The 25,272-nt window shown below is 61.3% G+C and carries 24 protein-coding genes; 17 read left to right on the forward strand and 7 right to left on the reverse strand.

Annotated features, from left to right (window positions below; all coding sequences use genetic code 11):
- The first annotated feature begins 78 nt into the window (after positions 1 to 78).
- Complete coding sequence (locus ASE80_RS06210) at positions 79 to 765, forward strand: Crp/Fnr family transcriptional regulator (protein ID WP_056858140.1); 687 nt, start codon at positions 79 to 81, stop codon at positions 763 to 765.
- A gap of 38 nt (positions 766 to 803) precedes the next feature.
- On the forward strand, positions 804 to 1,163 hold the full coding sequence (locus ASE80_RS06215; RefSeq protein WP_056858141.1) for a response regulator: 360 nt from the start codon (positions 804 to 806) through the stop codon (positions 1,161 to 1,163).
- A gap of 84 nt (positions 1,164 to 1,247) precedes the next feature.
- Here ASE80_RS06215 and ASE80_RS06220 read toward each other — a convergent pair whose 3' ends face one another.
- The gene (locus ASE80_RS06220; protein WP_056858142.1) at positions 1,248 to 2,252 is read right to left on the reverse strand and encodes an AraC family transcriptional regulator; all 1,005 of its coding nucleotides are present in this window, start codon (positions 2,250 to 2,252) and stop codon (positions 1,248 to 1,250) included.
- Between the two features lie 101 nt (positions 2,253 to 2,353).
- Between ASE80_RS06220 and ASE80_RS06225 the strand changes: the two genes are divergently transcribed.
- Positions 2,354 to 3,424 (forward strand): fatty acid desaturase, encoded by a 1,071-nt coding sequence (locus tag ASE80_RS06225; protein WP_056858143.1) that lies wholly within the window; start codon positions 2,354 to 2,356, stop codon positions 3,422 to 3,424.
- On the opposite strand, the gene ASE80_RS06230 is transcribed toward ASE80_RS06225, so the two are convergent.
- Positions 3,411 to 4,226, reverse strand: a complete 816-nt coding sequence (locus tag ASE80_RS06230) for an ABC transporter ATP-binding protein (protein ID WP_056858144.1) — start codon at positions 4,224 to 4,226, stop codon at positions 3,411 to 3,413. The genes ASE80_RS06225 and ASE80_RS06230 overlap by 14 nt on opposite strands.
- Entirely contained in the window at positions 4,223 to 5,809 is a 1,587-nt protein-coding gene (locus ASE80_RS06235; RefSeq protein WP_056858145.1) for an ABC transporter permease, read from the reverse strand. The genes ASE80_RS06230 and ASE80_RS06235 overlap by 4 nt, the downstream gene beginning before the upstream one ends.
- 279 nt (positions 5,810 to 6,088) lie before the next feature.
- Between ASE80_RS06235 and ASE80_RS06240 the strand changes: the two genes are divergently transcribed.
- The gene (locus ASE80_RS06240; RefSeq protein WP_056858146.1) at positions 6,089 to 7,090 is read left to right on the forward strand and encodes an ABC transporter substrate-binding protein; all 1,002 of its coding nucleotides are present in this window, start codon (positions 6,089 to 6,091) and stop codon (positions 7,088 to 7,090) included.
- 30 nt (positions 7,091 to 7,120) lie between these two features.
- Here the strand turns inward: ASE80_RS06240 and ASE80_RS06245 are convergent, their stop codons facing one another.
- Positions 7,121 to 8,041, reverse strand: a complete 921-nt coding sequence (locus tag ASE80_RS06245) for a LysR family transcriptional regulator (RefSeq protein WP_056858147.1) — start codon at positions 8,039 to 8,041, stop codon at positions 7,121 to 7,123.
- A gap of 181 nt (positions 8,042 to 8,222) precedes the next feature.
- Here ASE80_RS06245 and ASE80_RS06250 point away from each other — a divergent pair, with 181 nt between their 5' ends.
- Positions 8,223 to 9,128, forward strand: coding sequence for a TauD/TfdA dioxygenase family protein (locus tag ASE80_RS06250; protein ID WP_056858148.1), 906 nt, complete (start codon positions 8,223 to 8,225; stop codon positions 9,126 to 9,128).
- 56 nt (positions 9,129 to 9,184) lie between these two features.
- Here ASE80_RS06250 and ASE80_RS06255 read toward each other — a convergent pair whose 3' ends face one another.
- On the reverse strand, positions 9,185 to 10,792 hold the full coding sequence (locus ASE80_RS06255; protein ID WP_056858149.1) for an alkaline phosphatase family protein: 1,608 nt from the start codon (positions 10,790 to 10,792) through the stop codon (positions 9,185 to 9,187).
- A 190-nt stretch (positions 10,793 to 10,982) separates the two neighbouring features.
- The gene (locus ASE80_RS06260) at positions 10,983 to 11,927 is read right to left on the reverse strand and encodes a LysR family transcriptional regulator (RefSeq protein ID WP_056858150.1); all 945 of its coding nucleotides are present in this window, start codon (positions 11,925 to 11,927) and stop codon (positions 10,983 to 10,985) included.
- A 155-nt stretch (positions 11,928 to 12,082) separates the two neighbouring features.
- On the opposite strand from ASE80_RS06260, the gene ASE80_RS06265 reads away from it, so the two are divergent.
- Positions 12,083 to 14,398, forward strand: a complete 2,316-nt coding sequence (locus ASE80_RS06265) for a TonB-dependent receptor (protein WP_056858151.1) — start codon at positions 12,083 to 12,085, stop codon at positions 14,396 to 14,398.
- Here the strand turns inward: ASE80_RS06265 and ASE80_RS06270 are convergent.
- Positions 14,369 to 15,568 carry a CynX/NimT family MFS transporter gene (locus ASE80_RS06270; RefSeq protein ID WP_056858152.1) on the reverse strand — a complete coding sequence of 400 codons (1,200 nt, stop codon included), beginning with the start codon at positions 15,566 to 15,568 and terminating at the stop codon, positions 14,369 to 14,371. The two genes, ASE80_RS06265 and ASE80_RS06270, sit on opposite strands and share 30 nt — an antisense overlap.
- A 109-nt stretch (positions 15,569 to 15,677) precedes the next feature.
- Between ASE80_RS06270 and ASE80_RS06275 the strand changes: the two genes are divergently transcribed.
- From ASE80_RS06275 to ASE80_RS06325, 11 genes are all read left to right on the forward strand, one after another.
- The gene (locus ASE80_RS06275) at positions 15,678 to 16,529 is read left to right on the forward strand and encodes a LysR family transcriptional regulator (protein ID WP_056858153.1); all 852 of its coding nucleotides are present in this window, start codon (positions 15,678 to 15,680) and stop codon (positions 16,527 to 16,529) included.
- A 396-nt stretch (positions 16,530 to 16,925) separates the two neighbouring features.
- Entirely contained in the window at positions 16,926 to 17,744 is an 819-nt protein-coding gene (locus ASE80_RS06280; RefSeq protein WP_056858154.1) for an energy transducer TonB, read from the forward strand.
- A gap of 51 nt (positions 17,745 to 17,795) precedes the next feature.
- A complete protein-coding gene (locus ASE80_RS06285) occupies positions 17,796 to 18,518 on the forward strand; it encodes a MotA/TolQ/ExbB proton channel family protein (RefSeq protein WP_111452836.1) in 723 nt (240 codons plus the stop codon).
- A gap of 1 nt (position 18,519) precedes the next feature.
- A complete protein-coding gene (locus ASE80_RS06290) occupies positions 18,520 to 18,921 on the forward strand; it encodes an ExbD/TolR family protein (RefSeq protein WP_017136714.1) in 402 nt (133 codons plus the stop codon).
- Positions 18,922 to 19,238: 317 nt separating this feature from the next.
- A complete protein-coding gene (locus ASE80_RS06295) occupies positions 19,239 to 19,820 on the forward strand; it encodes an alpha/beta hydrolase (protein WP_056858156.1) in 582 nt (193 codons plus the stop codon).
- Positions 19,821 to 19,869: 49 nt separating this feature from the next.
- Entirely contained in the window at positions 19,870 to 20,808 is a 939-nt protein-coding gene (locus ASE80_RS06300; protein WP_056858157.1) for a sigma 54-interacting transcriptional regulator, read from the forward strand.
- A gap of 124 nt (positions 20,809 to 20,932) precedes the next feature.
- The gene (locus tag ASE80_RS06305) at positions 20,933 to 21,715 is read left to right on the forward strand and encodes a MetQ/NlpA family ABC transporter substrate-binding protein (RefSeq protein ID WP_056858158.1); all 783 of its coding nucleotides are present in this window, start codon (positions 20,933 to 20,935) and stop codon (positions 21,713 to 21,715) included.
- 525 nt (positions 21,716 to 22,240) lie between these two features.
- A complete protein-coding gene (locus tag ASE80_RS06310; RefSeq protein WP_056858159.1) occupies positions 22,241 to 22,906 on the forward strand; it encodes an amino acid ABC transporter permease in 666 nt (221 codons plus the stop codon).
- Positions 22,887 to 23,546 carry an amino acid ABC transporter permease gene (locus tag ASE80_RS06315; protein WP_056858160.1) on the forward strand — a complete coding sequence of 220 codons (660 nt, stop codon included), beginning with the start codon at positions 22,887 to 22,889 and terminating at the stop codon, positions 23,544 to 23,546. Before ASE80_RS06310 ends, ASE80_RS06315 begins: the two co-directional genes overlap by 20 nt.
- Complete coding sequence (locus ASE80_RS06320) at positions 23,543 to 24,319, forward strand: amino acid ABC transporter ATP-binding protein (protein ID WP_056858161.1); 777 nt, start codon at positions 23,543 to 23,545, stop codon at positions 24,317 to 24,319. Before ASE80_RS06315 ends, ASE80_RS06320 begins: the two co-directional genes overlap by 4 nt.
- Positions 24,316 to 25,167: a transporter substrate-binding domain-containing protein gene (locus tag ASE80_RS06325; protein WP_056858162.1), complete on the forward strand. Its 852-nt coding sequence runs from the start codon at positions 24,316 to 24,318 to the stop codon at positions 25,165 to 25,167. Before ASE80_RS06320 ends, ASE80_RS06325 begins: the two co-directional genes overlap by 4 nt.
- Positions 25,168 to 25,272 lie beyond the last annotated feature (105 nt).

A 25,272-nucleotide genomic window follows, 5' to 3' on the forward strand; every position in this document is an offset into this window, starting at 1 on the left:
TTCCTCCTGTAGGATGCTTGATCATGCCCTGCCAGCCTGGGATTGACTGTCAACTGGGCGACAATCTTCGGAGTGCTCATGGACACAGAGAAATGGCGTACTCGCTTGGCCACCGGCCACTGGTTCAGCCACCTGCCTGCGCCTTTTCAGCATAGCCTGCTGGCCCACGCCCGACAGCGGCAGCTGGCGGCGGGGCAAACCCTGTTCAAGCGTGGCGACCCGCCCTGTGGCCTGTACGCGGTGCTCGACGGCGCCTTGCGCATCAGCGCGGTGAATGAGCACGGCAAGGAGGCACTGTTGAGCCTGGTGGAATCACCCTTTTGGCTGGGTGAAATTTGCCTGTTCGATGGCCTGCCCCGCACCCACGACGCCTGCGCCGTTGGCCCGTGCACGTTGTTGCAGGTGCCGCAACAGGCGCTGCTGAATATCCTCAATGAACACCCGCAGTACTGGCGTGATCTGGCGTTATTGATGAGCCAGAAGCTGCGCCTGAGTTTTATCAATATCGAGCAACTGAGCCTGATGCCGGCCTCGGTGCGCCTGGCGCATCGGTTGTTGATGATCGTTGAGGGTTACGGCGAGGCCGAGTCTTCAAAAAACGTGCTGCAACTGCCCCAGGAAGACCTGGCCGCCATGTTGAGCCTGTCACGCCAGACCACCAACGCCTTGCTCAAAGACCTGCAGGCCCAAGGCGTCGTGCGCCTGGGCTATGGCGAGATCGAAATCCTCGATGCCCGGCGACTGCGTGAGGCGGCGCACACCTGAGGGTGTTAGCCTGCAAACCTGATTAATCGAGGTGTGTTATGCGCGTGCTGTTAGTGGAACATGAATCCGAAGAGGCACAGCGGATGGCCCAGGGCTTGAACGAGGCCAGTTACAGCGTCGAAGTCGCGGCCAATGGCATGGCGGCGTTGCGCCTGGTTGAAAGCGCTGAGTACGACCTGGTGATCCTGGATGTCATGCTGCCGGGCCTGAATGCCTGGAAGTTGCAGCAGGCGATCCGGTTGAAGGGTGAGACGCCGATGTTGTTCCTGACCACGCCGGGCGGGATTGAAGACCGCTTGCGTGGGTTGGAACTGCATGAGGATGATTATTTGCTCAAGCCGTTTGATGCCAAAGTGCTGGTGGCGCGGGTGAAAAAACTCTTGCGGCGTGGTCGCTGAGCCACCGCTATCGCAGGCAAGCCAGCTCCCACAGTTGAAATGCATTCCCCTGTGGGAGCTAGCTTGCCTGCGATGAGGCCCTACCTAACGCAGCCCGTCGCGAAACTGCCCCGGCGTCATCCCCGTCCAGCGCTTGAACGCTCGGCTGAAACTGCTGGTATCGGCAAACCCAAGCAAATAACTGATCTCGGCCAATGAGCAGTGCGGATCGCGCAAGTGCAGCAGTGCCAGGTTCTCGCGGCACTCGTTGAGCAACGCATCAAACCGACAGCCTTCATCCGCCAGATGCCGCTGCAGGCTGCGCAGGCTCAGGTGCAAGGCCTGGGCGATGCGCTCGGCGCTCGGCTCACCCTCGGGCAGTTGTGCCTCGATGGCCGCGCGCACCTTGCGCTCCCAAGTCAGCGGTTGCAGTTGGGCCAGGGTGCGCTTGAGCACGGTTTCATTGTGCTCGGCCAACTCGGGGTTGGCGTCGTCCAGGTGGCTGTCGAAGTCCTGGGCGGAAAATTCAAGACGGTCCTCCTCGGCAGCGAAAAACACCGGTGCGCGAAAGACCGTGTGCCAGGGTTTTGGATCCGCCGGTTCCGGCCGCCGCAGGTACACCGCCAACGGCGCGTAGTCACGGCCCAGGCGATTACGGCAGGTGCGCACATAGATCGCTGCAAACGCATCAATCGCTTCCAGCGCGGGTGCCGGACTGTCCGCAGGTCGCAGCAGACGAAAGCGGTAACGCTCGCCATCTCCGCTAAGCTCCAGCGTCAGCGCATCGCTGACCACCTGGTGATACCGCACGATGCGCTCGAACACCTCACGCAAGCTGCCGCTGGCCACCAGCGCATAACCCAGCGCATGAAAGGTGGTCGGGCTCACAAACCGCGACACGCGCAAGCCGATCGCCGGGTCGCCACTGGCCTGCACTGCCAGCGCCCACAGACGCGTGGTGGCCGACAGCGGGTAACGCGCATTGGGGTCGTCCATCTGCTGCGGGTCGAGCCCGGCCTCGATGCACAGCGCGGCGCTGTCCAGGTTCAGGGCGTCGAGCTGCTTGCGCAGGGCGCGGGTCCAGCTGGCGAGGGAGGTGGGTTCAGTCATGGTGATTGGCGCTTGCGGTCAACAGGTTGGCGTCCGGGGCTAGCGTCCCGCCCGATCGCGTGGGGCAGGATGGACGTATCACTGAACAAGAGGATGGGAGCATGGACGGTACTTCTGCAAGTCCCCAACAGATGAACGCGCAACAGCGCTCGGCAAAAATCCGCGAAGTGGTACTCGCCGAAGGCGTGCGGTTGCGCCAACAGCACCCCTGGCTGCTGCATCAGGACGCGTTGGGCACCGGGATCCTGGCCTTTGCCTTGCTCGGCATGCTCGGTTCGGCGACGCTCTATATCACCGGCCATATGGCCTGGTGGGTGTGCCTGCTGCTCAATGCCTTCCTCGCTTCACTGACCCACGAGCTGGAACACGACCTGATCCACAGCATGTATTTTCGCAAGCAACGTGTGCCGCACAACCTGATGATGGGCCTGGTGTGGCTGGCGCGGCCGAGCACCATCAACCCGTGGATTCGTCGGCACTTGCACCTTAACCACCACAAGGTGTCCGGCACCGAAACCGATATGGAAGAACGCGCCATCACCAATGGCGAGCCCTGGGGGGTCGCGCGGTTGCTGATGGTGGGCGATAACGTGATGTCGGCGTTTATCCGCATGCTGCGCGCCAAAACCTGGCGTCACAAACTCAAGATTCTCAAGCGCTCGCTGCTGGTGTACGCACCGCTGGCGCTGCTGCATTGGGGCGCGTGGTATGTGTTCCTGGGCTTTCATGCCGCCAATGGCATCGCCAGCCTGATGGGTGCGCCAATCCAGTGGTCCGCCGGTACCTTGCAGATGATGCAGGTGATTGATATTGCCGCCGTGGTGATCATCGGCCCCAACGTGCTGCGCACTTTTTGCCTGCATTTTGTCAGCTCCAACATGCACTATTACGGTGATGTGGAACTGGGCAACGTGATCCAGCAAACCCAGGTGCTCAACCCGTGGTGGATGTGGCCGTTGCAGGCGTTCTGCTTCAACTTCGGCAGCACTCACGGCATCCACCATTTTGTGGTGAAGGAGCCGTTCTACATCCGTCAGATGACCGCCAAGGTCGCCCACCCGGTGATGCGCGAGATGGGCGTGCGCTTCAATGATATCGGCACGTTTGCCCGCGCCAATCGGCTGGAGCGCCAGGAACGGCCGGACGCCGAATTGGCGTTCAGCAAGCAATAAACGCCAGCGGCAGGTCGCGAATCTGTTCGCGCAGCGGCGGCTGATAGTGGTCGTCGCTGATCAGCTCATGCAGCAGCTCTTCGCGCAGTTGGTGGAACTCGAAGCTGCTGCGCTGGCGCGGATGGGGCAGGGCGATGTCCACCACCTGCTTGATCCGCCCGGGTCGCGGCTCCATCACCACCACGCGGTCAGCGAGGAAAATCGCTTCTTCCACATCGTGGGTCACCAGCACCGTGGTGATTTTGGCGCGGGCGCGAATGGCCAATAGCTCGTCCTGCATTTGCTGGCGTGTCAGCGCGTCGAGGGCGCCGAACGGCTCGTCGAGCAACAGAATGCGCGGGCTGGCCACCAGGCCACGGGCGATAGCCACACGCTGCGCCATGCCGCCGGACAGCTGATGCGGATAAGCGCGGGTAAAGTCGGTAAGGCCCACCAATTCGATAAAGTCACCGATGCGACGGTTGCGCTCGGCCTCGCTCAACGGCTCGTTGACCAGGCCCAGGCCGATGTTTTCTGCGACGGTCAGCCAGGGGAACAAACGATGCTCCTGGAACACGATGCCTCGCTCGCCGCCGATGCCGCTGACAGCTTTGCCATCCACTCGGATCTCTCCGCGAAACTGCGTGTCCAGCCCCACCAGCAGGCGCAGCAGGGTAGATTTTCCACAGCCGCTGGAGCCTACAATCGCCACGAACTCGCCTTCGGCAATGTCCAGGTTGAATTCGCGAATCGCCTCCAGCTCAAAGCCGTCGACGTCAAAGGTCTTGCCCACATGGTTGAAGCTGACGATAGGTGCGTTCATGCGTGTCTCCAGCGCGTGGCGCGGGTTTCGATGCGTTGGCCGATAAGGTTGAGCGTGGCGCCGGTAAGGCCGACCAGCAGCATGCCGCTCATGATCAGGTCCATGCGCAGCAACTGTTGGGCGCCGATCATCAGGCTGCCGATGCCGCCATTGGACGGCATGAAATATTCCGCGCCGATGGTGCCCAGCCAGGCATAGATCAGGCTCAGGCGCAGGCCGGCGAAGATCCCCGCCGCCGCGCCCGGCAGCACCAGGCGGCGCAGGCGCTGGAACAGGTTCAGGCGCAGCACTTGCGCGGCTTCGCGCAGCTGTGGCGACAGGTTCAACACGCTGCGCTGCGTGGCGATAAACAGCGGAAAAAACGCCGCCAGGGCGATAAACACCCACTTGGCCAATTCACCCAGGCCGAACCAGGCGGTGAGTAATGGCACCCAGGCGAAAATTGCGATCTGGCGCAGTGCGGCCAGGGTCGGCCCGAGCACTCGCTCGCTGCGTCGCGACAAACCCAGCCACAAACCCATGGCAAATCCCAGGCTGCCGCCGAGCAACAAGCCTCCCAGCGTGCGGCCGAGGCTTTTGCCCAAGGCGCCGGACAGGCTGCCATCCAGCACGCCGGCGGCGGTGGTTTGCAGCACGGCCCATGGGCTGACCAGAATATTGGGGTCCACCCAAGCGTGATCCGTCGCCACCTGCCACAACGCCAGCAACAGCAGCGGCAACAACCACGGTTGCAGGCGTTGCCACCCCTCATAACGCGGGCCGCGGCGAATCTGCGCGGTGGCCGGGTGCGGCCAGTGCACCCATTTGCGGTCCAGCCAGCCGATGCCGCGATCCATCACCACGCCCAACACGCCGATGACCACGATGCACACGAAGACAATATCGAGCATGAACAACTGGCGTGCCCAGACCATCAGGTAGCCGATGCCTTCGCTGGACGCCAGCAGCTCCACGGCCAGCAACGAGGTCCAGCCCGCCGCCAGCGCCAGGCGCACACCGGCCATGAAGGCCGGCAATGCAGCGGGCAGTATCAACCGACGAATCAGCAGGTGAGTGGGCAGGCGCAGCACGCGGGCGGCTTCACGCAGGTTGGGTTGCGCGTCACGCACGCCGACCAATGTGTGCAAGGTGACGGGCACCACAATCGCCTTCACCAGCACCACCAGTTTCAAGGTTTCGCCGATGCCGAAAAACACCATGAACAACGGGATCCAGGCCAGGGTCGGCACTTGCGACAACGCGCTGAAGGTCGGGAACACCAGGCGTTCGGCGCGCGCGCTGAAACCCAATAGCGCACCCAATACAGCCCCCGCGCCGATACCGGCCAGCAGCCCCCAGAACAAACGCTGCAAGCTGATCGCCAGGTTGCTCCATAACTCGCCGCCGGCCAGTTCCATGGCGCTGCTCCACACCAGTGAAGGTGCGGGCAAAATTTGTTCGCTCATCCACTGATGACGGCTGGCCAACCACCACAGCCCGAACAGTGCCAGCGGCAACAGCCAGGGCAGCAGACGCTCACCGAGCAAGGGCCAGCGCGGCATGGAGGCTGAAAGAGGCAGGCTCAACTGTGAAGTGCGGGCCATGGTGGACCTCCCTCGGCGTTATGTTATTTCGATCTTATAAAAATGGAATCAAGATGATTGTGAGATAAGAAAAATCATTTAAAGCCTCTGTCCGACACGCATCCAATGCATTCGAAGAATATTTTTGATGCTGTTTATGCATACGCCGCTGGAGCCAGCGTTTCTGCTCGCATAGTCCAAAAAGCTATTAAATTGTGAATTTATAGTATTTAAAGTTTTGCTCGGGCTATGCCTACTTTCTGCTCCCCAGGCGACCGTCGCCCACCAGGAGCTGCGCTTATGAAACTGCCCTTCAAACGTTTGATCAGCCTGTTCGCGGGCACCGCCCTGGCCGGGTTGGTGCACGCTGCCGACCTCAAGGAAATCCGCATCGCCGTGCCTGACCTGAGTGCCGGCAGCCAGCACAGCGGCGGCGGTATAACGGATGTGTTGCGCGAGCAGCAGATCTTCGAAAAAGCCTTTGCCGATCAAGGCATCAAGATTCAGTGGAATTACTTCAAGGGCGCCGGTCCCGTGATCAATGAAGCCTTCGCCAATGGCCAGGTAGACCTGGCCTACCTGGGCGATCTGGCGGCGATCATCGGTCGCTCCAATGGGCTGGACACGCGTTTGCTCAGCGCCACCGCGCGCGACATCAAGCAGTACCTGGGCGTGGTGCCGGGCTCGGGGATCAAGACTTTGAAAGATCTCAAGGGCAAACGTGTGGCGGTGTTCCGTGGCACGGCCAGCCAGTTGTCGTTCGACAGTGCATTGGCCAGCCAGGGCTTGAATGAAAAGGACCTGAAGGTCATCAACCTGGATTTCAACGCGGCGGGCGCGGCATTGGCCGCCAAGCAGATTGATGCGACCTGGGGCGGTTCGAACCTGACGGCGTTGCAGGCCAAAGGGCTGGCGGAAATACCGCTCACCACCAAGGACCTCGGCGGTGCCGGCAGCATCCAGGCGGTGCTGGTGGGCAGCAAACAGTTTGTCGACGAACACCCTGATGCGGTGGCCAAGTTGCTCAAGGCCCAGCAGCAAGCGGTGCAGTGGTTGACCACCGACAGCAACAAGCAGGCCTACATCGAGTTGGTGTCGGGGCGTGCCAGTTATCCACCGGTGATCCTGACCAACGACTTGAAAGACCAGCATCTCAGCGAGATTTTTCCGTCGACCCTGGATCCGGTGTTCCTGGGCAAGTTGCAGGGCGCGGTGGACTTGGCGTCCAAGGAGCGCTTGATTCGCAAGTCGTTTCAGGTGAGTGACTGGGTGGCGCCGAACCTGGCCGCTGCGGGCCTCTGAGGTCTTTTTTGGTGCCTGCGATGAGGCCCGTCAAACCGCCACACTCACCTCCTGCCTGTCGACCTCCACCAGCGTCTCGATCATCGCCTTCGCCGCCGGCGACAACCTCGACCCCGTGCGGCTGACAATCCCGCACCGCGCACTCATGGTCTCCATGTTCTGCGGCAGGTTGCGCCAGTGCAGCAGCACCAGCGAACCCTTTGCGATGTCCTCGGCAAAGGCTTCCTCGGTGCCCACGCCGATGGCATTCGATTGCAGCACGATTTTTACCAGCGCCGGGAAGTGTTCAGTCTGAATGCTGGGTGAAAAATCCATGCGCCCGCTCAGGTTTGCCAGCAGTTTACGAATGCCCTGAGAGATCAGCGGCGAGGCCAGCGGGTAGTCGAACATGTCGTTGGTCGACAGGCTGTCCTTGGCCAGTAACGGGTGGCCTGGGCGGCAGAAAAATACGCCGCGTTTGGGCGTCAATGCGCGGGTCTGGAAGTTCGGGTCGGCCTCGAACTGGCGGATGTCGGCGATAAAGAATTCGATCTCTTCGCGGCTCAAGGCGCGGCTGAGTTTTTCCCAGTTATCCACCTGGAAACTGGTGCGGATTTTCGGGTGCGCGCCGATAAAACGCGCCACTGCATCCGGCACCAGTTTTACCGCTGGCGCCGGGCCGCAACCGAAGCGCAGGTCGCCGGCGTCGAGCTTGGTCATGCGCGTAACTTCACTGCTCAGCAGCGCGGCGCCGTGCACCAGGGTCAAGGCATGTTGCAGCACCACCTGGCCCTCTGGCGTGGGCCGCAAGTCCTTGTGGCCACGGTCGACCAGCACGCAGCCGAACTCCTGTTCGAGCCCCTGGATGCTGCGGCTGAACGCCGGTTGGGTGATGCCCATGGCGTCGGCGGCGCGCACGAAACTGCGGTGTTCGTTGAGGGCGATGAAGTACCGAAGTTGGCGAAGATCCATATGCTTTCCCGGCATTTGAAAAATAGGTCGAAGGCATTTGCGACCGTGGGAGCTGAGGTTTTAAATGCAAGCTCTTATTCCGTCAACGAAGCATTGATTCATTTGCTAGATCTAAATTGCATATGAATAGAGCGTTGCAGGAAAGCATCCCACCATCAGCAGGCACATGAGGGTCATCACAATGAGCAACGCCGCATTAGCTGTTCAACCCGTCGCCCAGGCGCTCGACATCCACCCGGTGGCCGGCCGCATCGGCGCCGAGATCCGTGGCATCAAACTCTCCGGTGACCTGGATGCCGCCACCGTCGAGGCCATCCAGCAAGCGCTGGTGCAGTACAAAGTGATCTTCTTCCGCGAGCAAACCCACCTCGATGACCAGAGCCAGGAAGCCTTTGCGCACCTGCTCGGCGAGCCGATCGCACACCCCACGGTGCCGGTGCGCGACGGCACGCGCTTCCTGTTGGAACTGGACGGTGCCCGTGGCCAGCGCGCCAATTCCTGGCACACCGACGTGACCTTCGTCGATGCCTACCCGAAAGCCTCGATCCTGCGTTCGGTGTTGGCGCCAAAATCCGGTGGCGACACGGTGTGGGCCAATACGGCCGCCGCCTACAACGACCTCAGCGCCGACCTGCGCGCACTCGCCGACAACCTGTGGGCCGTGCACAGCAACGAGTACGACTACGCCGGGCGCAAGCCGGATGTGTCGCCGGAAAAGCTTGAGGAATACCGCAAAATCTTTACTTCCACCGTGTATGAAACCGAGCACCCCGTGGTGCGTGTACACCCGGTCAGCGGCGAAAAAACCTTGCTGCTGGGCCACTTCGTCAAACGCCTGAAAGGCTATTCCCAGACGGAGTCGGCGCAGCTATTCAACCTGCTGCAAGGCCACGTCACCCGCCTGGAAAACACCGTGCGCTGGCGCTGGAACACTGGCGACGTGGCGATCTGGGACAACCGCGCGACTCAGCATTACGCGGTGGATGACTACGGCACTCAGGAACGCATCGTGCGTCGGGTCACGCTCAAGGGCGATGTGCCGGTGAGTGTGCAAGGGCAGCGCAGCCAGACCACCAAAGGCCTCTAAACCGGTTGGAGATTAAACAATGTGGGAGCCAGCTCCCACATTAGTTTTTTGTGTGTTTACCAGACGCCGATTTTCACTACTTTTTCCGCTTCCGGCTCACCGTACCGGAACCATTGGCCACGCGAATCAACCTCCGCATGACTGATGGTCGTACGCCGCTTCAACCCACGCAGCCATTCGAACAAATACCCCAAGTGCGTCTCGCGCACCGCCGCATACGCCGGGTCTTCGCCCAAGTCCTGCACTTCCTGCGGGTCATTTTCCAGGTCAAACAGCTGTGGACGAAAGCCGTCATAGGCCAGGTATTTCCAACGCTCACTGCGCACCATGGTCATGCGGCAGCGGTCGATAGGCTGCGCCAGCCTCTCGCGGGCGGGAGCCTGGAAGGCATAGTCATATTCAGCGATGGCGTAATTGCGCCAGGTGATCGATTCGCCGTGCAACAGCGGGATCAGCGAGCGGCCTTCCAGGCGATGGTCTGCGGCGGGCAAGCCCAGGGCATCGAGGAACGTTGGCAGGGCGTCGATGGTTTCCACCAGGCGCTCATCCACCGTGCCCCGGCTGATATCGGCACTGGCACGCGGGTCGCGCACGATCAGCGGAATGCCCACCGCAGGCTCCAGCAGAAACTCTTTTTCGCCCAGGAAGTGGTCGCCGAGGAAGTCGCCATGGTCACTGGTGAACACGATCAGCGTGTCGTCCCAGCGGCCGTTGCTTTGCAGAACATCGAACAGCCGCCCGAGTTGATCATCGACTTGTTTGATCAGGCCCATGTAGGTCGGGATCACCGTGAGCCGCACTTCATCACGGGAAAAATTCACGCTCTCCTGATGCTGACGGAACGCCTGGTAGACCGGATGATCACTGGTGTGCGCGGGCTGAATCGGCGCCTGGATATGCTCCGCGCCATACAGCGCGTGGTACGGCGCCGGCGCGATGTAAGGCCAGTGCGGCTTGATGTACGACAGGTGCAAACACCACGGCTGCTCGCCTTGTTCAGCGATAAAGTCGATGGCGCGGTCGGTGGTGTAGACGGTCTCCGAATGCTGCTCGGCTACCCGCGCAGGCAGCCCGGCGTTGCGCATATGCCAGCCGCTGAGTACCTCACCGTTTTCGCCGGCGGCGGCGTTGGCCCATTCATGCCAAGGGTTGGTGCCGTCGTAGCCGTGCTCGCGCAGGTACTGGGTGTAGGGCGCGGACTCGCGTTTTTCTGCGAACAGCGGGCTGTCGGGGTAGATGCCGTCATGGCGCAGATATGCGTCGAAACCCACCTCATTGAAGGGCTCGGCCTGCGGGCTTTCAGGGTCGATATTCAGGCGCTGCAGGGCCTCCAGGTTTGGCGTGGCGTGGGTCTTGCCCACCAGCGCGGTGCGGATGCCGTGGGGGCGCAGGTAGTCGCCGATGGTCAGCTCTTCCAAGGGCAGCGGCACCGCGTTCCAGGCCACCTGATGGCTGCTGACATAGCGCCCGGTGTACGCCGACATCCGCGATGGCCCGCAAATGGTGCCCTGGGTGTAGGCGCGGCTGAAACGCACGCCGGCGGCGGCGAGGCGGTCAATATTCGGCGTGTGCAAATGCGCGTGGCCGTAGCACGACAGGTAATCGCGGCGCAGTTGATCGCACATGATGTACAGCACGTTACGCACGGGTTGGGAGTTGGACATGAGGCTTCACCGGACTGAGGACAGGTGAAGGTTTTCGCTGTTCAAGTGGTGTGCTGGCAAGTGCATTTGAGGACTGGGTTTTATGCAGGGAATGCATGGGTGTTGCTACCGGCGCTATCGCAGGCAAGCCAGCTCCCACAGTTGAAATGCGTTCCCCTGTGGGAGCTGGCTTGCCTGCGATAACGCCCGCTCAGACGGCGAGATTTTCCAAGGCACACACATCCTCATCCAGCTCATCGATCTGCTTGATCTGCTCAATCATCGCCTCCGCCAACGGCGACAGCCGATACCCCGCCCGACTGACAATCCCGTAGCGGGTATAGCGCTCTTCCAAGTCCTCAGCCAGCCCATCAATCTTCAAACACACCAACTCACCCCGGGCCATGTGCAGCACATCGCTGTTGGCGCTGACGATGCCGATCGCATCCGAGCGCAGCACCACTCCCATCAGGCTGTAGCCGTTTTCACACTCCACGTTGGGCAGGTAATCCGGCCGGCCGCTGAGGTCGACGATCACTTTTCGCAGGTTCGGCGGGCGAATCGTCACCGCCAGCGGGTAGCTCATCAGCTCGGCGGCGCTGACGCTTTTGCGCTCGGCCAGCGGGTGCCCGGCGCGGCAGCAGAAGTACCAGCGCCGTGCGCGCAGGCGGTGGGTGTGGTAGTCCGGGTTGGCTTCGAAGTGGCGGGTGTCGGCGACGAAAAACTCGAACTCTTCGCTGAGCAGGCGTTTGCTCAAACTTTGCCAGTCATCCACCTGGAACTGCACGCGGGCCTTGGGGTAGCGCCCGATAAAACTGCCTATGGCACGCGGAATCAACCCGGAAGCGGGCGCCGGGCCGCAGCCGAAGCGCAGTTCACCGGCTTCCAGGCCATTGAACTGGCTGATCTCGTTGGCCAGTTGCTGCGCGCCGCTGACCAGGCGCCGTGCATGTTCGAGCAGCACCTGGCCTTGCTTGGTCGGCGCCAGGTCCTTGCGCCCACGGTCCACCAGTTGGCAACCGGCACTGTGTTCCAGCGCCTGGATGCTGCGACTGAACGCCGACTGCGACAGGTTCACGGCCAACGCCGCCGCGACAAAACTGCGTTGTTCGGCAAGGGCAATGAAGTGACGAAGTTGGCGTAAGTCGATATGCATTTTTCACATCAAAAATATCCGGGAAATGCATTGGCTATGCATTAGGTCGACTCCTTATAAAGGCTATCTCTTATGCAGTAAATGTTCGATAAAACATAAATAAATAACTTTTGGGAATATCCACTGATGGATATTTCCGGGTTTCGGAGCCGCTTATGAGTCTGTTGAAGTCCTTGCCCCTGGCCATGTTGGTGGCCGGCAGCACCAGTTGGTCGCCGACCCAGGCCGCCGAAACGCCTGCGCCTGCCGGCAAGGGCGAAAACGCCAGCGGCCAGCTCGGGACCGTCACGGTGACGGCCCGGCGGCGCACCGAAAGCGCCCAGGCAGTGCCGACGCCCATGAGCGTCATCGGCGGCCAGGCGCTGGAGAGCCAGCGGGTCTACCGCATTCAGGATTTGCAGCAACTGGTGCCCAGCGTCAACGTTGCCTACATGCATGCGCGTCAGTCCAGCGTGTCGATTCGCGGGTTGGGCAACAACCCGGCCAGCGACGGCCTGGAAGGCAGCGTGGGGCTGTATATCGACAACGTTTATCTCGGGCGGCCGGGCATGGCGGTGTTCGACTTGATGGACATCGAGCAGCTTGAAGTCTTGCGCGGCCCGCAAGGCACCTTGTTCGGCAAGAACACCACGGCGGGCGTGATCAATATCAGCACGCGCGCGCCGAGTTTTACGCCGGAGCGCAGCATTGAAACCTCGTTGGGCGAGGACGGTTATTTCCAGACCAAGGGCACGATTTCCGGCCCGCTCACCGACGAGTTGGCGGGGCGTTTTTCGGCCTATCGCACGCGTAGCGATGGCGACATCAAGAATGAATACGACGGCCATGACCTTAACGGCGGCTCACGCCAGGGCTTTCGCGGGCAGTTGCTGTACAAGCCCAGCGACACCTTCAACCTGCGCTGGATCGGTGACTACAACGAGGAGGATTCCAGTGCCGGCACCCGCGTGCTGTACAGCACGGGGCCGACCATCAATGGCACCAACCTCTATCAGTCTCGGGCCGCAGCGGCGGGCGCGACCCTGGTGGATGGCACCCATCGCAAGGTCAACCTGGACAACGACCAGCATGTCACCGTGTTCCAGGGCGGCACGTCCCTTGAGGCTAACTGGACGCTACCAAGTGACTTCACCCTGACCTCGGTCAGCTCCTATCGCTGGTGGAATTTCACCCCGCGCAATGACGATGGCCTTAACGTGCCGGCGTCGTATAACGCCGGTGTGTCGGTGGAAGATAAGCAGTGGTCCCAGGAATTCCGCCTGGCCTCGCCCACCGGCGGTTTCTTCGACTATGTGCTGGGCGCCTATTACTTCGGCAACTCGCTGGATAACAAATCCTTCGCCTATTACGGGCCCAAGGCGGATATCTGGAATGGCATGCCGACCGGCGCCTTGAATGATGTGAGCAGCGTCGGCAACGGGCATATTCGCACCGACAGTTTTGCCCTGTTCGCCCAGGGCACCTGGCACCTCACCGAGCGCCTGGATTTCACCGCCGGTGTGCGCGGCACCTACGAAGAAAAAAGCGCCTGGGTCAGCCGCAATGCACCCGTGGGTGGCGCTGCGGTCACCGGCGCCGCTGCCACGGCGCGGCGTGGGCGCACCGGCGCGTATGACTCGGGCGATCTCAACCAGTACAGCGCCACGCCGTCGGGGCTGCTCAACCTGAGCTATCACTTCAACGACAACCTGCTCGGGTACGCCACGTTGTCCCATGGCGAGAAGTCCGGCGGGGTCAATTTGGTGGTGGGCTCTGCGCCGACGGCCGGGGCGGATTCGCTGCTGGTCGGCACCGAGCGCGCCAACAACGCCGAACTGGGGTTTAAAAGCACGCTGTGGGACCGCCGCCTGCAACTTAATGCCAACCTGTTCTGGACCCAGGTCAACGGCTACCAGACCAACGCCTACGACCAGGAAAACCGCGTGCAATACCTGACCAACGCAGGTTCCGTGCGCTCGCGCGGCGTGGAAGTGGAAAGCACGCTGGTGCCGATCCGGGGCCTGACGTTGAATATCAATGGCTCGTTCAACGATGTGAGTTACCTGTCTTACAAAGATGCGCCGTGCCCACCGGAAGTCAGCTTGCGTCCGGGTGCGCCGGCTTCCTGCGACCTGAGCGGCCACCAAGTGGTGGGCGCGTCCAAGTGGATCGCCAACGCCAACGGCGAGTACAAGTGGAACCTGGATAACGGCTTCGAACCTTACGTGACCGCCAGCTACGCATTCCGCTCCAAAGCGGTGGGCACGGTGGAGGATTCCGACTATGGGCAGATTCCGGCCTACGCGGTGGTCAACCTCTCTACCGGCCTGCGCGGCAACTACCAGCAAGGGCAGTGGGATGTGTCGTTGTGGCTGAAAAACGCCTTCGACAAAACCTACTACACCACCCTCTGGACCGGCGGCAATGGCGGCTACGAAGGCTTGCTGGGCACGCCGCGCACCCTAGGCGTGACGGGCCGCTACGACTTCTGAGTCGGTGCGGTAGGTGGCCGGGCTGAACACCCGCGTCACCACCAGCATCGCCAGCACCGTGACCGTCAGCACCACCCAGGCGCTGACGAAGTTGCCGGTGAGTTCACGCAGCCAGCCGGTCAGCCAGGGCGAAACCGCGTTGATCAAAAAGCCTACGCCTTGCACGAAGGCCGCCAGTTGCCCGGCCTGACGTGGATCGCGGTGGTGGTCGAGGGTCAGCAGCAGGCTCAGGGCGAAACACGCGCCCAGGCCAAAACCGCACAAGGCTACCCACAGGTGCGGGTACTCCAGCGGTGCGAGGATCAGGCCGAGGTAGCCGACAGTCTGTGCCAACAGGCTGATGCCGAGCAGCGGGCGACGGTCGATACCGCGCTGAGCCAGCACCGGCATCAACAGCGCAGCGATCACCTGGAAGATGGTCATGAACGCCAGCAACGAACCGCTCGGCAACACGCCCCAGCCCAGTTGCTGATAGTAGGCCGGCAGCCACGCCACCATGCTCATGTAGCCGCAATTCACCAGCCCGAAATACAACGCCAGCAGCCAGGCCCGACGATTGCGCAGCCCCTTGAATGCCGGCGCGACTTGCTGGTTTCTCGCCGCGCCCAACGGCAGCCAGGCCCACAGCAGCAACGCCCCCAATGCAGGTAACAGCCAAACGCCAAGCCCCGCCTGCCATTGCTGAAAATGCGTAGCCACCACGGGGCTGAGCAATGCCGCCAGGCCACCGCCCGCCATCAACGAGGCCGAATACACACCCATCGCCACCGGCACGCGGTGATGAAATTCGCGCTTGATCATCGCCGGCACCAACGCCTGGATCAGCGCCACACCGGCACCGCCCAGCAACGCGGTAACCAGCAGCGCCGACGCCTGGCCCATCAACCAGCGCGCCAGGCACGCCAGCAGAATCATCATCAAGCCCAGGGCAATGCCGCGCCGCTCGCCCAGGCGCGCTTCCACGCGCACGCCGACCAGCGCCACCAGGCCCATGCACACCACTGGCAGGCTGGTGAGCAGGGCGCTGCTTTGGAAGCTCAGGCCGGTGGCCTGGCGGATCTCGCCGAGCAAGGGGCTGATGGAGCTGAGGATGGGGCGCAGGTTCAGGCCCAGTACGACCAAAAGGCCCCAGCCGGCGAGTTTTCCCGCGAATGAATGGTTAAGCGTCATGCACGGCCTGTCGTCTGCGCAAAAGAGGCGTGAAGTATGGCCAGCCGCCAGAGTATTCTGAAATTAAATATAACCATGCCAATCAGTGGCAGACGTAATGGTGACAAACATGTTTGATCCCGTGTTATTGCGCAGTTTTGTCGCCGTGGTGGATTGCGGCAATTTCACCCGCGCCGCCGAGCGCCTGCACTTGACCCAATCCACCGTCAGCCAGCAGATCCGCCGCCTGGAAGACACGGTGGCGTGCCAGTTGCTCGACCGTGACCAGCGCCGCGTGGTGGCCACGGCCGAGGGCGAGCGTTTGCTGGCGTACGCGCGGCGCATCCTCGCGCTGCATGAAGAGGCCGCCGATGTCTTGATCAACCAGCAAAGTGACGGCGTATTGCGCCTGGGTGTGCCGGAGGACTTTGCCGCCGAGCGCCTGATGCCGTTGCTGTCGGCTTTTGTGGTGGCCTATCCGCGGGTGCGTCTTGAGGTGACCAGCGGCCTGGGGCCCGAGTTGCAGCGCCAATACCGTGCCGGCGAGTTCGACGTGTTGCTGGTCAAGCAGATGGGCGACAGCGACGACTGCGTGGCCTCGTGGCCGGAACCCCTGTGCTGGGTCGACAGCCGCGACATGCCGTCGATTGGGCGCGACCCGCTGCCCTTGGTGGCGTTTCCGGTGGGCGGCTTGTACCGCAATGAAATGCTTCACCACCTGGAAGTCGGCGGCTGGCGTTGGCGTATCGGTTATTCCAGCGCCAGCCTGGCCAGTGTGTGTTCGGCGGTAGCGGCAGGGTTGGGTATCAGCCTGTTGCCGCGACGGGTGGTGCAACCTGGGCATGTGGTGCTCGGCGATGACAGTGGTTTGCCGATGGTGCAGGGCGTGCGCCTGGCGCTGTATGGCCGCAGTGGGTTGGGCGCGGCCGGGCAGACTTTGCAGCAGCAATTGTTCGCTCTATGCGCCAACAACCCATCTTGAAGCGTTCGACGAGCGTTTTTTGTGGCGAGCGGGCTTGCCCCGCGTTGGGCTGCGCAGCAGACCCAAAACCTGCCAACACGCTATGCCTGGCGCGCCGCGTTTTGCCTTAGAGGGGCCGCTGCGCAGCCCAACGCGGGGCAAGCCCGCTCGCCACAATCCATGCGTTTACTGAATATTTTTTATGCCTTTAAAGCATTCAAAAACAACCCCTTCGCCACAGGCCACGGCCAACGTGGCTTTGGCGTTTCAGGATGTTTCGTTTATTCAATTTAGATCTATGTATAACTTTAAAGATTACTTTAAGAGATAAGCGTCTAGCCCCGATGATTCAGCCCTCGACGGCCGCTTTGGCAGGCCTGTCGGTTTTTTTGTGTGAAAACCGTAGGGAGTGAATCAATGGGCAATGTCCAGACCGCCGCCAGTGCACCCGAGGCGCAGTGGCGCCAGGCACCGGGTGGTGAGTTGGTCGACCTTGGCCGGCCGCACCGCGCGCCGTTGGGGCAATTGCGTTTGCAGAAAACCCCGAAGCGTTTTTCGAGCCGTCGCGAGGGGATTCTGCTCGGATTGCTGGTGCTGGCCCTGCACGGTGCGGTGATCTATTGGGTGAGCCAGAAGCCCACGCCGGTGCTGCCGATTGTGCCGCCGGAAATCCCGCCGATGACCATCGAATTTTCCCAGCCGGCGCCGCCGGTGGTGGAGCCGCCTCCGCCTGTGCCGCCACCACCGCCGCCACCTGTGGTCGAGCCACCGCCGCCGGTGGTCGATGAGTTGGCCGCCAAGCCTGCACCGCCAAAACCTGTTCCAAAACCCAAACCAAAGCCGGTCCCGAAACCGGAACCCAAGCCTGTGCCGAAAGCGGTCGAGCAACCGCCCGCGCCACCGACACCCGCGCCTCCAGCGCCCGCAGCGCCACCGACACCGTCACCTGCACCGGTGACACCGGCTTCGGCCAACGCTGCGTACCTGAAGAACCCGGCGCCGGAGTACCCGTCACTGGCCCAGCGCCGTGGCTGGGAAGGCACGGTGTTGTTGCGCGTGCATGTGTTGGCCAGCGGCAAGCCGGGTGAGGTCCAGGTCCAGAAAAGCAGCGGTCGCCAGCAACTCGACGACGCCGCACTGACCGCCGTGAAGCGTTGGAGCTTCGTGCCGGCCAAGCAGGGCGATGTGGCCCAGGACGGCTGGGTCAGCGTTCCGATCGATTTCAAGATTCACTAACTATTCGGCAGCGGTGTGTTGGACACGCCGCCACCTGCACAGAGGGAAAACATCATGGCATTAGCATCTCCACTTGAATCCATCGAAAGCGCGGTGATCTGGCTGCTGGTGGTCTTTTCGGTCGCCACCTGGGGCCTGGCATTATTGAAGGGCGTGCAGTTCGGGCGCCTCAAGGCGCAGGATCGCAAATTCCACAAACAGTTCTGGGCGGCGTCGAGCCTCGACTCCGCCGCTGAATTGGCCGAAACCCAGCCCGGCGCCGCTGCCCGTGTGGCCCAGGCCGGTTATGCCGCGATCCAGGTCGGTGATGCCCCGCACGCGGCAGACTTGAGCCAGGCCATCAATCACCAGGACCGCCTTGAACGCGCTTTGCGCCAGCAGATCGTGCGTGAGCGCCGCTCTTTGGAAACCGGCCTGGCCGTGGTCGCCAGTATCGGCAGCACCTCGCCGTTTATCGGCCTGTTCGGCACCGTGTGGGGCATCATGGAAGCCCTCAAGGGCATCAGCGCTGCCGGCTCGGCCAGCCTGGAAACCGTGGCCGGCCCGATTGGCGCGGCACTGGTGGCCACCGGTGTGGGTATCGCCGTCGCCGTGCCGGCGGTGCTGGTCTACAACTACTTCCTGCGTCGCCTGAAGCTCACGGCGGCGGACCTGGATGACTTCGCCCACGATTTCTACAGCCTGGCGCAGAAGAATTCCTTCCGTGTGCTGCTGCACCCGACCCTGACCAAAAGCGCGGCCGGCACCGCGCAAAAAGTGAAGGAGGCGTCCTGAGATGGCCTTCTCCACGCAAGACAGTGATGAGGTGCTGAGCGAGATCAACGTCACGCCGCTGGTGGACGTGATGCTGGTGCTGCTGGTGGTGTTTATCGTCACCGCGCCGTTGTTGACCAACTCGATCCCGATCAACCTGCCCAAGACCCAGGCTGTAGCCCCGGTGGAGCAGAAGGACCCGCTGGTGGTCAGCATCGATGGTGCCGGCAAATTGTTTATCAACAAGGACGAAATCCAGCCTGACCTGCTGGAATTCAATCTGCAGGCGGCCAAGGCCAAGGACCCGGAGGTGCGGGTGCAGCTGCAGGCCGATGATGGTGTGAATTACGGCGAAGTGGCGCGAGCCATGGCGTCTATCGAGCGCGCAGGCATCACCAAGCTGTCGGTGATTACTGCACGTTAAGTTTCAAAAGCCTCGACAATTTTTTGGCCGTCTCCTTGGCAGGGTGCGGCCTTTTTTTTGCCTGCAATTTAGGCTCTGACACGAATCTCGATGTGCAACAGGGTCCAGTGTGGGAGCTGGCTTGCCTGCGATAGCGGTGGGTCAGTCTATACATCTGTAACTCAGAGACCGCTATCGCAGGCAAGCCAGCTCCCACATTTTAACTATTCATGTGTTTGATTTTTTGGTTATTAATAAATAGCTTCTTATTCCTTAACGAATATAACCCTCGTCCCTATACTGACCAGCAACGTTAAACGCTGCAGGAGGGCACACCCATGCACAGCGAGTCGATTCGTTATCTGATCGTGCCGGGCTGGCAAGGATCGCCAGAAGATCATTGGCAAAGTCATTGGCAGAACAGCCTGCCCAACAGTGCGCGCGTGGAGCAGGCCGACTGGCTTACCCCGCGTCGCGAAGACTGGGTGGCGGCACTGGCGGAGGCCATCGCCGCTGACAGCACACCGGTGATTCTCATTGCCCACAGCCTGGGTTGCATCACGGTCGCCCACTGGGCGGCCACCGCGCCGGTGCATTTTCTACGGCAGGTGCGCGGCGCCTTGCTGGTGGCGCCGGCCGATGTCGAACGCCCAGCCTGCGCCCCCGCCCTGCGCAACTTTGCACCGATTCCCACGCACCTGTTGCCGTTTCCCAGCCAAGTGGTCAGCTCCGACAATGACAGCGCCATCAGCGCCACCCGCGCCTTGGAGCTGGCCCGCAACTGGGGCGCCGAGGCCGGCATTTTGTCCGGTGCCGGGCATATCAATGTGAAGTCCGGCCACCAACGCTGGGAACAGGGTTTCGCCTACCTCTATCGCCTGCAAAACCGCCTTGAGCATCACGCCCGGCGCCGTGCATAAATTTTTTTCAACGCCCCGTCCCTGAGCGGATTTGGGGCGGGAGCCTGCCATGAGTCATGACACCTTTGGCCAGCCGTTGCTGACCTTTCCCGATGCTGAAAAAAGCCCGCTGAGCATCCGCGCCAAGGCGCTGGTGTTTGTCGACCCGCGCTCACGCCAGCTGCGTGAAGAGCTGGAAAGCCTCGCGCCGCGTGCATTGCCGGTGTTGATTCGCGGCGAGACCGGCAGTGGTAAAGAGCTGCTCGCGCGGCATATTCACCGGGGCAGCGACCGCACGGGTTTGTTTGTGTCGGTCAATTGCGGCGCCATCAGCCCCACCTACGCGGATGCCGAATTGTTCGGTTATGCCGCCGGCAGCCACAGCGGCGCAGCCAGCAGCCGCGCCGGCTGGTTTGGCTCAGCCAATGGCGGCACCTTGTACCTGGACGAGATCGGCGACTTGCCGCTGCCGATCCAGGTGAAACTGCTCGCCGCCCTGGAAAACCACGAAGTCACCCGTGTCGGTGCTCATCAGCCAAGCCCGGTGGATGTGCGCCTGGTTGCGGCCACCAGCATCGACCTGGCCCAGGCTGTAGCCGCCGGCAAGTTTCATGAGCGCTTATTTCATTACCTGAGCGAAGGCCAGCTCGACCTGCCGGCCCTGCGTGAGCGGGTGGGCGACATCCTGTCGCTGGCTGAATATTTCCTCGGCATCTACAGCCAGCGCCTGGACCTGCCGGTGCCGCTGATCAGTGATGCCGCCCAGCGTGTGCTCGAGCACCACAGCTGGCCGGGCAATACCCGCGAGCTGGAAAACGTTATTCACTTTGCGCTGTTGGTAAGCAGTGGCGATGAGATTTTGCCCGAGCATTTGAACCTGCCCGCCGCCGGTTCGCCGCTGGAACAACTGCGGCGGATCTTCGCGAGTGCCAGCGCCGCCGAACAGCAAACCTTGCTCAGCTTTCTAAATGAACAGCCGCAACATGAAAAAAATGGAATATCAACGTGAATAAAAGATATTGTTCGGGAATAAAAAATCTAGGTATTGTCCATCCCACGCCGCGATAGCACTTCGCTGGCACACCATAAAAACGGTCGTCAGAGACGCCCCGGAATTTCGATAAGGACACTGCATGAAAAAGGTTCTGTTGTTTACCGCACTGGCGGCTGCCCTGACTGCAAGCTTCGCCCAGGCCAACGAGAAACTGGTGGTAGCGGCTACCCCGATCCCGCACGCGGAGATCCTTGAGCTGGTCAAGCCGACCCTGGCTAAAGAAGGCGTGGACCTGGAAATCAAAGTCTTCACTGACTATGTACAGCCCAACACCCAGGTTGCCGAGAAGCGTCTGGACGCCAACTACTTCCAGACCCTGCCGTACCTGGAAAACTTCAACAAGGGCAAGGGCACCAACCTCGTCACCGTGATTGGTGTGCACGTTGAGCCCATCGGCGGTTACTCGAAAAAGATCAAGAACATTTCTGAGCTCAAAGATGGCGCCACCGTGGCCATCCCGAACGAAGGCTCCAACGCCGGCCGTGCCCTGTTGCTGCTGCAAAAGAATGGTCTGATTACGCTGAAAGACCCGACCAATGCACTGGCTACGCCGAAAGACATCGCCAGCAACCCGAAAAACCTGAAATTCAAAGAGCTGGAATCGGCGCTGCTGCCACGCGTGCTGGACCAGGTTGACCTGGATGTGATCAACACCAACTACGCCCTGGAAGCCGGCCTGAACCCAGCCAAGGACGCACTGATCATCGAAGACGCCAAGTCGCCGTACGTGAACTTCCTGGTTGCCCGCCCGGACAACAAAGACAGCGACGCGATCCAGAAACTGGCCAAAGCCCTGACCAGCCCGGAAGTCAAAGCCTTCATCGAGAAGAAGTACAACGGCGCGGTAGTGCCTGCGTTCTGATGTAAATAAAACCCCCTTCAAGGTTTGAACGCCGACGGCTACTGCAGCGTCGGCGTTTTTTTATGCCTGAAACACCATCAAACCCTGTGGGAGCTGGCTTGCCTGCGATTGATCGTTCCCACGCTCCGCGTGGGAATGCCTCCTGTGACGCTCCGCGTCACGACCTTAGAGCGGACGCGGAGCGTCCTGTGCTGCATTCCCACGCGGAGCGTGGGAACGATCAGCGTTTCAGATATCGCGGCTATTGATCGCCCGACGCAACGCCACCAGCCACTTCACCAACTCCTGCGGATCAATCGGTTTCGCTTCGTTCATCAGTCATTCCCTCGAAACACAGACCCAGCAACCATAGCCGTCACCCACCAAACCCGCGAATCCGCCGGTTATCTTTTTGGGCGATATCAATATGCTATTTCGGTATTTAAATTTTACTTTTTATGCCTTTAAAGTTCGCGCTACCCGACGTTACCCTCGTCGGAACGGACAGCGCCCGCCGCATTACCCCTGCGGCGTCATGGACTCAAGATGACCTTCGATTTTGCTTTTATCCTCAGCACCTTGCCGGCGTTTCTAAAAGCCGTGGGGGTCACACTGCAAGTGGGCTTGATCGCCATTGCCACCTCGTTGCTGGTGGCGGTGATCAACGCGGCGCTGCTGGTATTTCGCACGCCCTACCTGTCACGCCTGGTGGCGCTGTATGTGGAGCTGGCGCGTAACACGCCGCTGCTGATCCAGCTGTTCTTCGTGTACTTCGCACTGCCGGCCCTGGGTTTCAATATCTCCGGGTTCTGGGCGGCGATCATCACCATGACCTTCCTCGGCGGCGCCTACCTCACCGAAGTATTGCGCGCCGGGGTGGAAGCGGTGCCGCTGGCGCAGATCGAGTCGGGCAAGTCCATCGGCCTGTCGGACTGGCAACTGCTGCGCCTTGTGATCCTGCCCCAGGCCGGCATCCTCAGCCTGCCGGCGCTGTTCGCCAATTTCATCTTTTTGCTCAAAGAGACCACCGTGGTGTCCGCCGTGGCGGTGCCGGAGATTCTCTACACCACCAAGAGCTACATCGCGCTCTACTACAAGACCTACGAAATGCTCGCCGTGCTGACGCTGATCTGCGTGCTGCTGTTCTTGCCGCTGTCGCTGTTGCTCAGCCGCCTGGAAAGGAGGCTCCAGCATGGCCAGTTCGGGTCTTGAGTTGTTGTGGGTGTCGTTGCCGCAACTGGGCAAGGGCGCGGCGCAAACCCTGTCGATTTCTTTTTTGAGCATCGCCTTCAGCACCGTCGGCGGCGTGTTGTATGGCGTGTTGCGCACCTTGAATAACAAGGTGATCAACGCGGTGCTGCGGGTGTACCTGGAGCTGTTTCGCGCGATCCCGGTGCTGGTGTGGTTGTACCTGCTGTTTTTCGGGCTGCCGATTTTCTTTGGCCTGAGCATTCCAAGCTTCTGGTGCGCGGTGCTGGTGCTGTCGCTCTGGGGCGCCAGCGAGGTGGGCGAGGTGGTACGCGGCGCGCTGCATTCGCTGCCACGCGGCCAGCGCGAGGCGGGGCTGTCGATTGGTTTATCCGACCCGCAACTGTACGGCTACGTATTGCTGCCCCAGGCCCTGAAACGCATGACGCCGCCGACCATCAACGTCTACACGCGCATCATCAAGACCAGCTCCCTGGCGGTGCTGATCGGCGTGGTGGATGTGATCAAGGTCGGCCAGCAAATCATCGAACGCACCTACGAGTCGGTACTGATCTACGGCGTGCTGTTTCTGTTTTTCTTTTTTATCTGCTACCCGTTGTCGGCCGCCTCCAAGGTGCTGGAACGGCGCTGGGGCCAGTCATGAGCGCATTGATCGAGTTCCAGGGTTTCAACAAATTTTTCGGCGAGGCGCAGGTGCTCAAGGGCATCGACCTGAGCGTGCAGAGCGGCGAAGTGGTGGTAATTCTCGGCCCCAGCGGCTGCGGCAAAAGTACCTTGCTGCGCTGCCTCAATGGGCTGGAAGTCGCCCACAGCGGCAGCCTGCGGTTTGCCGGCAAAGAGTTATTGGACAAAAACACCGACTGGCGCCAGGTGCGCCAGGACGTAGGCATGGTGTTCCAGAGCTACCACCTGTTCCCGCACATGAGCGTGCTCGACAACATCCTGCTCGGCCCGCTGAAAGTGCAAAAACGCGACCCGCGTGAAGCCCGTGAGCAAGCAGAGAAACTGCTGGCGCGCGTGGGGCTCGCCGACAAACGCGATGCCTTCCCGCGCCAGCTGTCCGGCGGCCAGCAGCAACGCATCGCCATCGTCCGTTCGTTGTGCATGAACCCGCAGGTCATGCTGTTTGATGAAGTCACCGCCGCCCTCGACCCGGAGATGGTCAAGGAAGTGCTGGAAGTGATCCAGGGCCTGGCCCGCGATGGCATGACCCTGTTGATCGTCACCCACGAAATGGCCTTCGCCCGCGCCGTCGCTGACCGCGTGGTGTTCATGGAGGCCGGTCGCATTCTCGAACACAACACCCCCGAGGCATTCTTTACGAACCCGCAAACCGCACGCGCGCAGCAGTTCCTCGAGAAGTTCTCCTTTGTTTCAACACTGCCCAAGAAAACCAAGGAATTGGAGCTGATATGAAAAAACTACTGCTGCCACTGTTTGCCGTTGCCTTACTGGCCGGCTGCGATAAAAAGGCCGAAGAGCCTGCCAAACCCGTCGCTGCTGCCAGCTACATCGACAAGATCAAAGCGCGGGACAAGCTGATTGTCGGCGTGTTTACCGACAAACCCCCGTTCGGTTTCGTCAACGAAGCGGGCCGCTATGTGGGGTTTGATACCGACATCGGCCGCCAATTCGCCAAGGACCTGCTGGGCGATGAAAACAAGGTTGAGTTCGTAGCCGTCGAGCCGGCCAGCCGTATTCCGTTCCTGCAAAGCGACAAGGTCGACCTGATCCTCGCCAACATGACCGTAACGCCGGAGCGCAAGGAAGCGGTGGACTTTACCAACCCCAACCTGAAGGTCGCTGTGCAGGCGCTGGTGCCGAATGACAGCGCGGTAAAAAGCCTGGATGACCTGGCGACCCGCACCACCATCGTCACGACCGGCACCACCGCCGATATCTGGCTGACCAAGAACCACCCGGACTGGAAACTGCTCAAGTTCGAGAAAAACTCCGAGTCACTGCAAGCCCTGTCGGCCGGGCGTGGCGATGCCTACGCGCAAGACAACCTGGTGCTGTTCAGCTGGGCCAAGCAGAACCCTGGCTACCGCGTGCTGGAAGAGAAACTCGGCGATGAAGCGCCGATTGCACCGGCGGTGAAGAAGGGCAATATCGAACTGCGCGACTGGGTGAATGCGGAGCTGGCGAAGTTGGGCGAGGAGAAGTTTTTGCTCAAGCTGTATGACCAGTATGTGCGTAAAGAGCTGAGCGATGACACCAAGCCTGAGAGTGTGATTGTTGAAGGCGGTAAGTGGCAGGGCTGATGATCGTTCCCACGCTCTGCGTGGGAATGCCGCTCAGGACGCTCTGCGTCCGCTCTTGGAGTCGTGACGCAGAGCGTCACAGGAGGCGTTCCCACGCAGAGCGTG

It is taken from the genome of Pseudomonas sp. Leaf15 (genome assembly GCF_001421425.1).
GTDB lineage: Bacteria > Pseudomonadota > Gammaproteobacteria > Pseudomonadales > Pseudomonadaceae > Aquipseudomonas > Aquipseudomonas salomonii.

Bases quoted from the DNA above. Each gene is read 5' to 3' on its own strand.
- ASE80_RS06310 (WP_056858159.1), top strand. From the start codon at position 22,241: ATGACCTTCGATTTTGCTTTTATCCTCAGCACCTTGCCGGCGTTTCTA.
- ASE80_RS06300 (WP_056858157.1), top strand. From the start codon at position 19,870: ATGAGTCATGACACCTTTGGCCAGCCGTTGCTGACCTTTCCCGATGCT.
- ASE80_RS06255 (WP_056858149.1), bottom strand. From the start codon at position 10,792: ATGTCCAACTCCCAACCCGTGCGTAACGTGCTGTACATCATGTGCGAT.
- ASE80_RS06250 (WP_056858148.1), top strand. From the start codon at position 8,223: ATGAGCAACGCCGCATTAGCTGTTCAACCCGTCGCCCAGGCGCTCGAC.
- ASE80_RS06295 (WP_056858156.1), top strand. From the start codon at position 19,239: ATGCACAGCGAGTCGATTCGTTATCTGATCGTGCCGGGCTGGCAAGGA.
- ASE80_RS06270 (WP_056858152.1), bottom strand. From the start codon at position 15,568: ATGACGCTTAACCATTCATTCGCGGGAAAACTCGCCGGCTGGGGCCTT.
- ASE80_RS06215 (WP_056858141.1), top strand. From the start codon at position 804: ATGCGCGTGCTGTTAGTGGAACATGAATCCGAAGAGGCACAGCGGATG.
- ASE80_RS06225 (WP_056858143.1), top strand. From the start codon at position 2,354: ATGGACGGTACTTCTGCAAGTCCCCAACAGATGAACGCGCAACAGCGC.
- ASE80_RS06245 (WP_056858147.1), bottom strand. From the start codon at position 8,041: ATGGATCTTCGCCAACTTCGGTACTTCATCGCCCTCAACGAACACCGC.
- ASE80_RS06320 (WP_056858161.1), top strand. From the start codon at position 23,543: ATGAGCGCATTGATCGAGTTCCAGGGTTTCAACAAATTTTTCGGCGAG.
- ASE80_RS06235 (WP_056858145.1), bottom strand. From the start codon at position 5,809: ATGGCCCGCACTTCACAGTTGAGCCTGCCTCTTTCAGCCTCCATGCCG.
- ASE80_RS06275 (WP_056858153.1), top strand. From the start codon at position 15,678: ATGTTTGATCCCGTGTTATTGCGCAGTTTTGTCGCCGTGGTGGATTGC.
- ASE80_RS06315 (WP_056858160.1), top strand. From the start codon at position 22,887: ATGGCCAGTTCGGGTCTTGAGTTGTTGTGGGTGTCGTTGCCGCAACTG.
- ASE80_RS06290 (WP_017136714.1), top strand. From the start codon at position 18,520: ATGGCCTTCTCCACGCAAGACAGTGATGAGGTGCTGAGCGAGATCAAC.
- ASE80_RS06230 (WP_056858144.1), bottom strand. From the start codon at position 4,226: ATGAACGCACCTATCGTCAGCTTCAACCATGTGGGCAAGACCTTTGAC.
- ASE80_RS06325 (WP_056858162.1), top strand. From the start codon at position 24,316: ATGAAAAAACTACTGCTGCCACTGTTTGCCGTTGCCTTACTGGCCGGC.
- ASE80_RS06265 (WP_056858151.1), top strand. From the start codon at position 12,083: ATGAGTCTGTTGAAGTCCTTGCCCCTGGCCATGTTGGTGGCCGGCAGC.
- ASE80_RS06305 (WP_056858158.1), top strand. From the start codon at position 20,933: ATGAAAAAGGTTCTGTTGTTTACCGCACTGGCGGCTGCCCTGACTGCA.
- ASE80_RS06220 (WP_056858142.1), bottom strand. From the start codon at position 2,252: ATGACTGAACCCACCTCCCTCGCCAGCTGGACCCGCGCCCTGCGCAAG.
- ASE80_RS06260 (WP_056858150.1), bottom strand. From the start codon at position 11,927: ATGCATATCGACTTACGCCAACTTCGTCACTTCATTGCCCTTGCCGAA.
- ASE80_RS06240 (WP_056858146.1), top strand. From the start codon at position 6,089: ATGAAACTGCCCTTCAAACGTTTGATCAGCCTGTTCGCGGGCACCGCC.
- ASE80_RS06210 (WP_056858140.1), top strand. From the start codon at position 79: ATGGACACAGAGAAATGGCGTACTCGCTTGGCCACCGGCCACTGGTTC.
- ASE80_RS06280 (WP_056858154.1), top strand. From the start codon at position 16,926: ATGGGCAATGTCCAGACCGCCGCCAGTGCACCCGAGGCGCAGTGGCGC.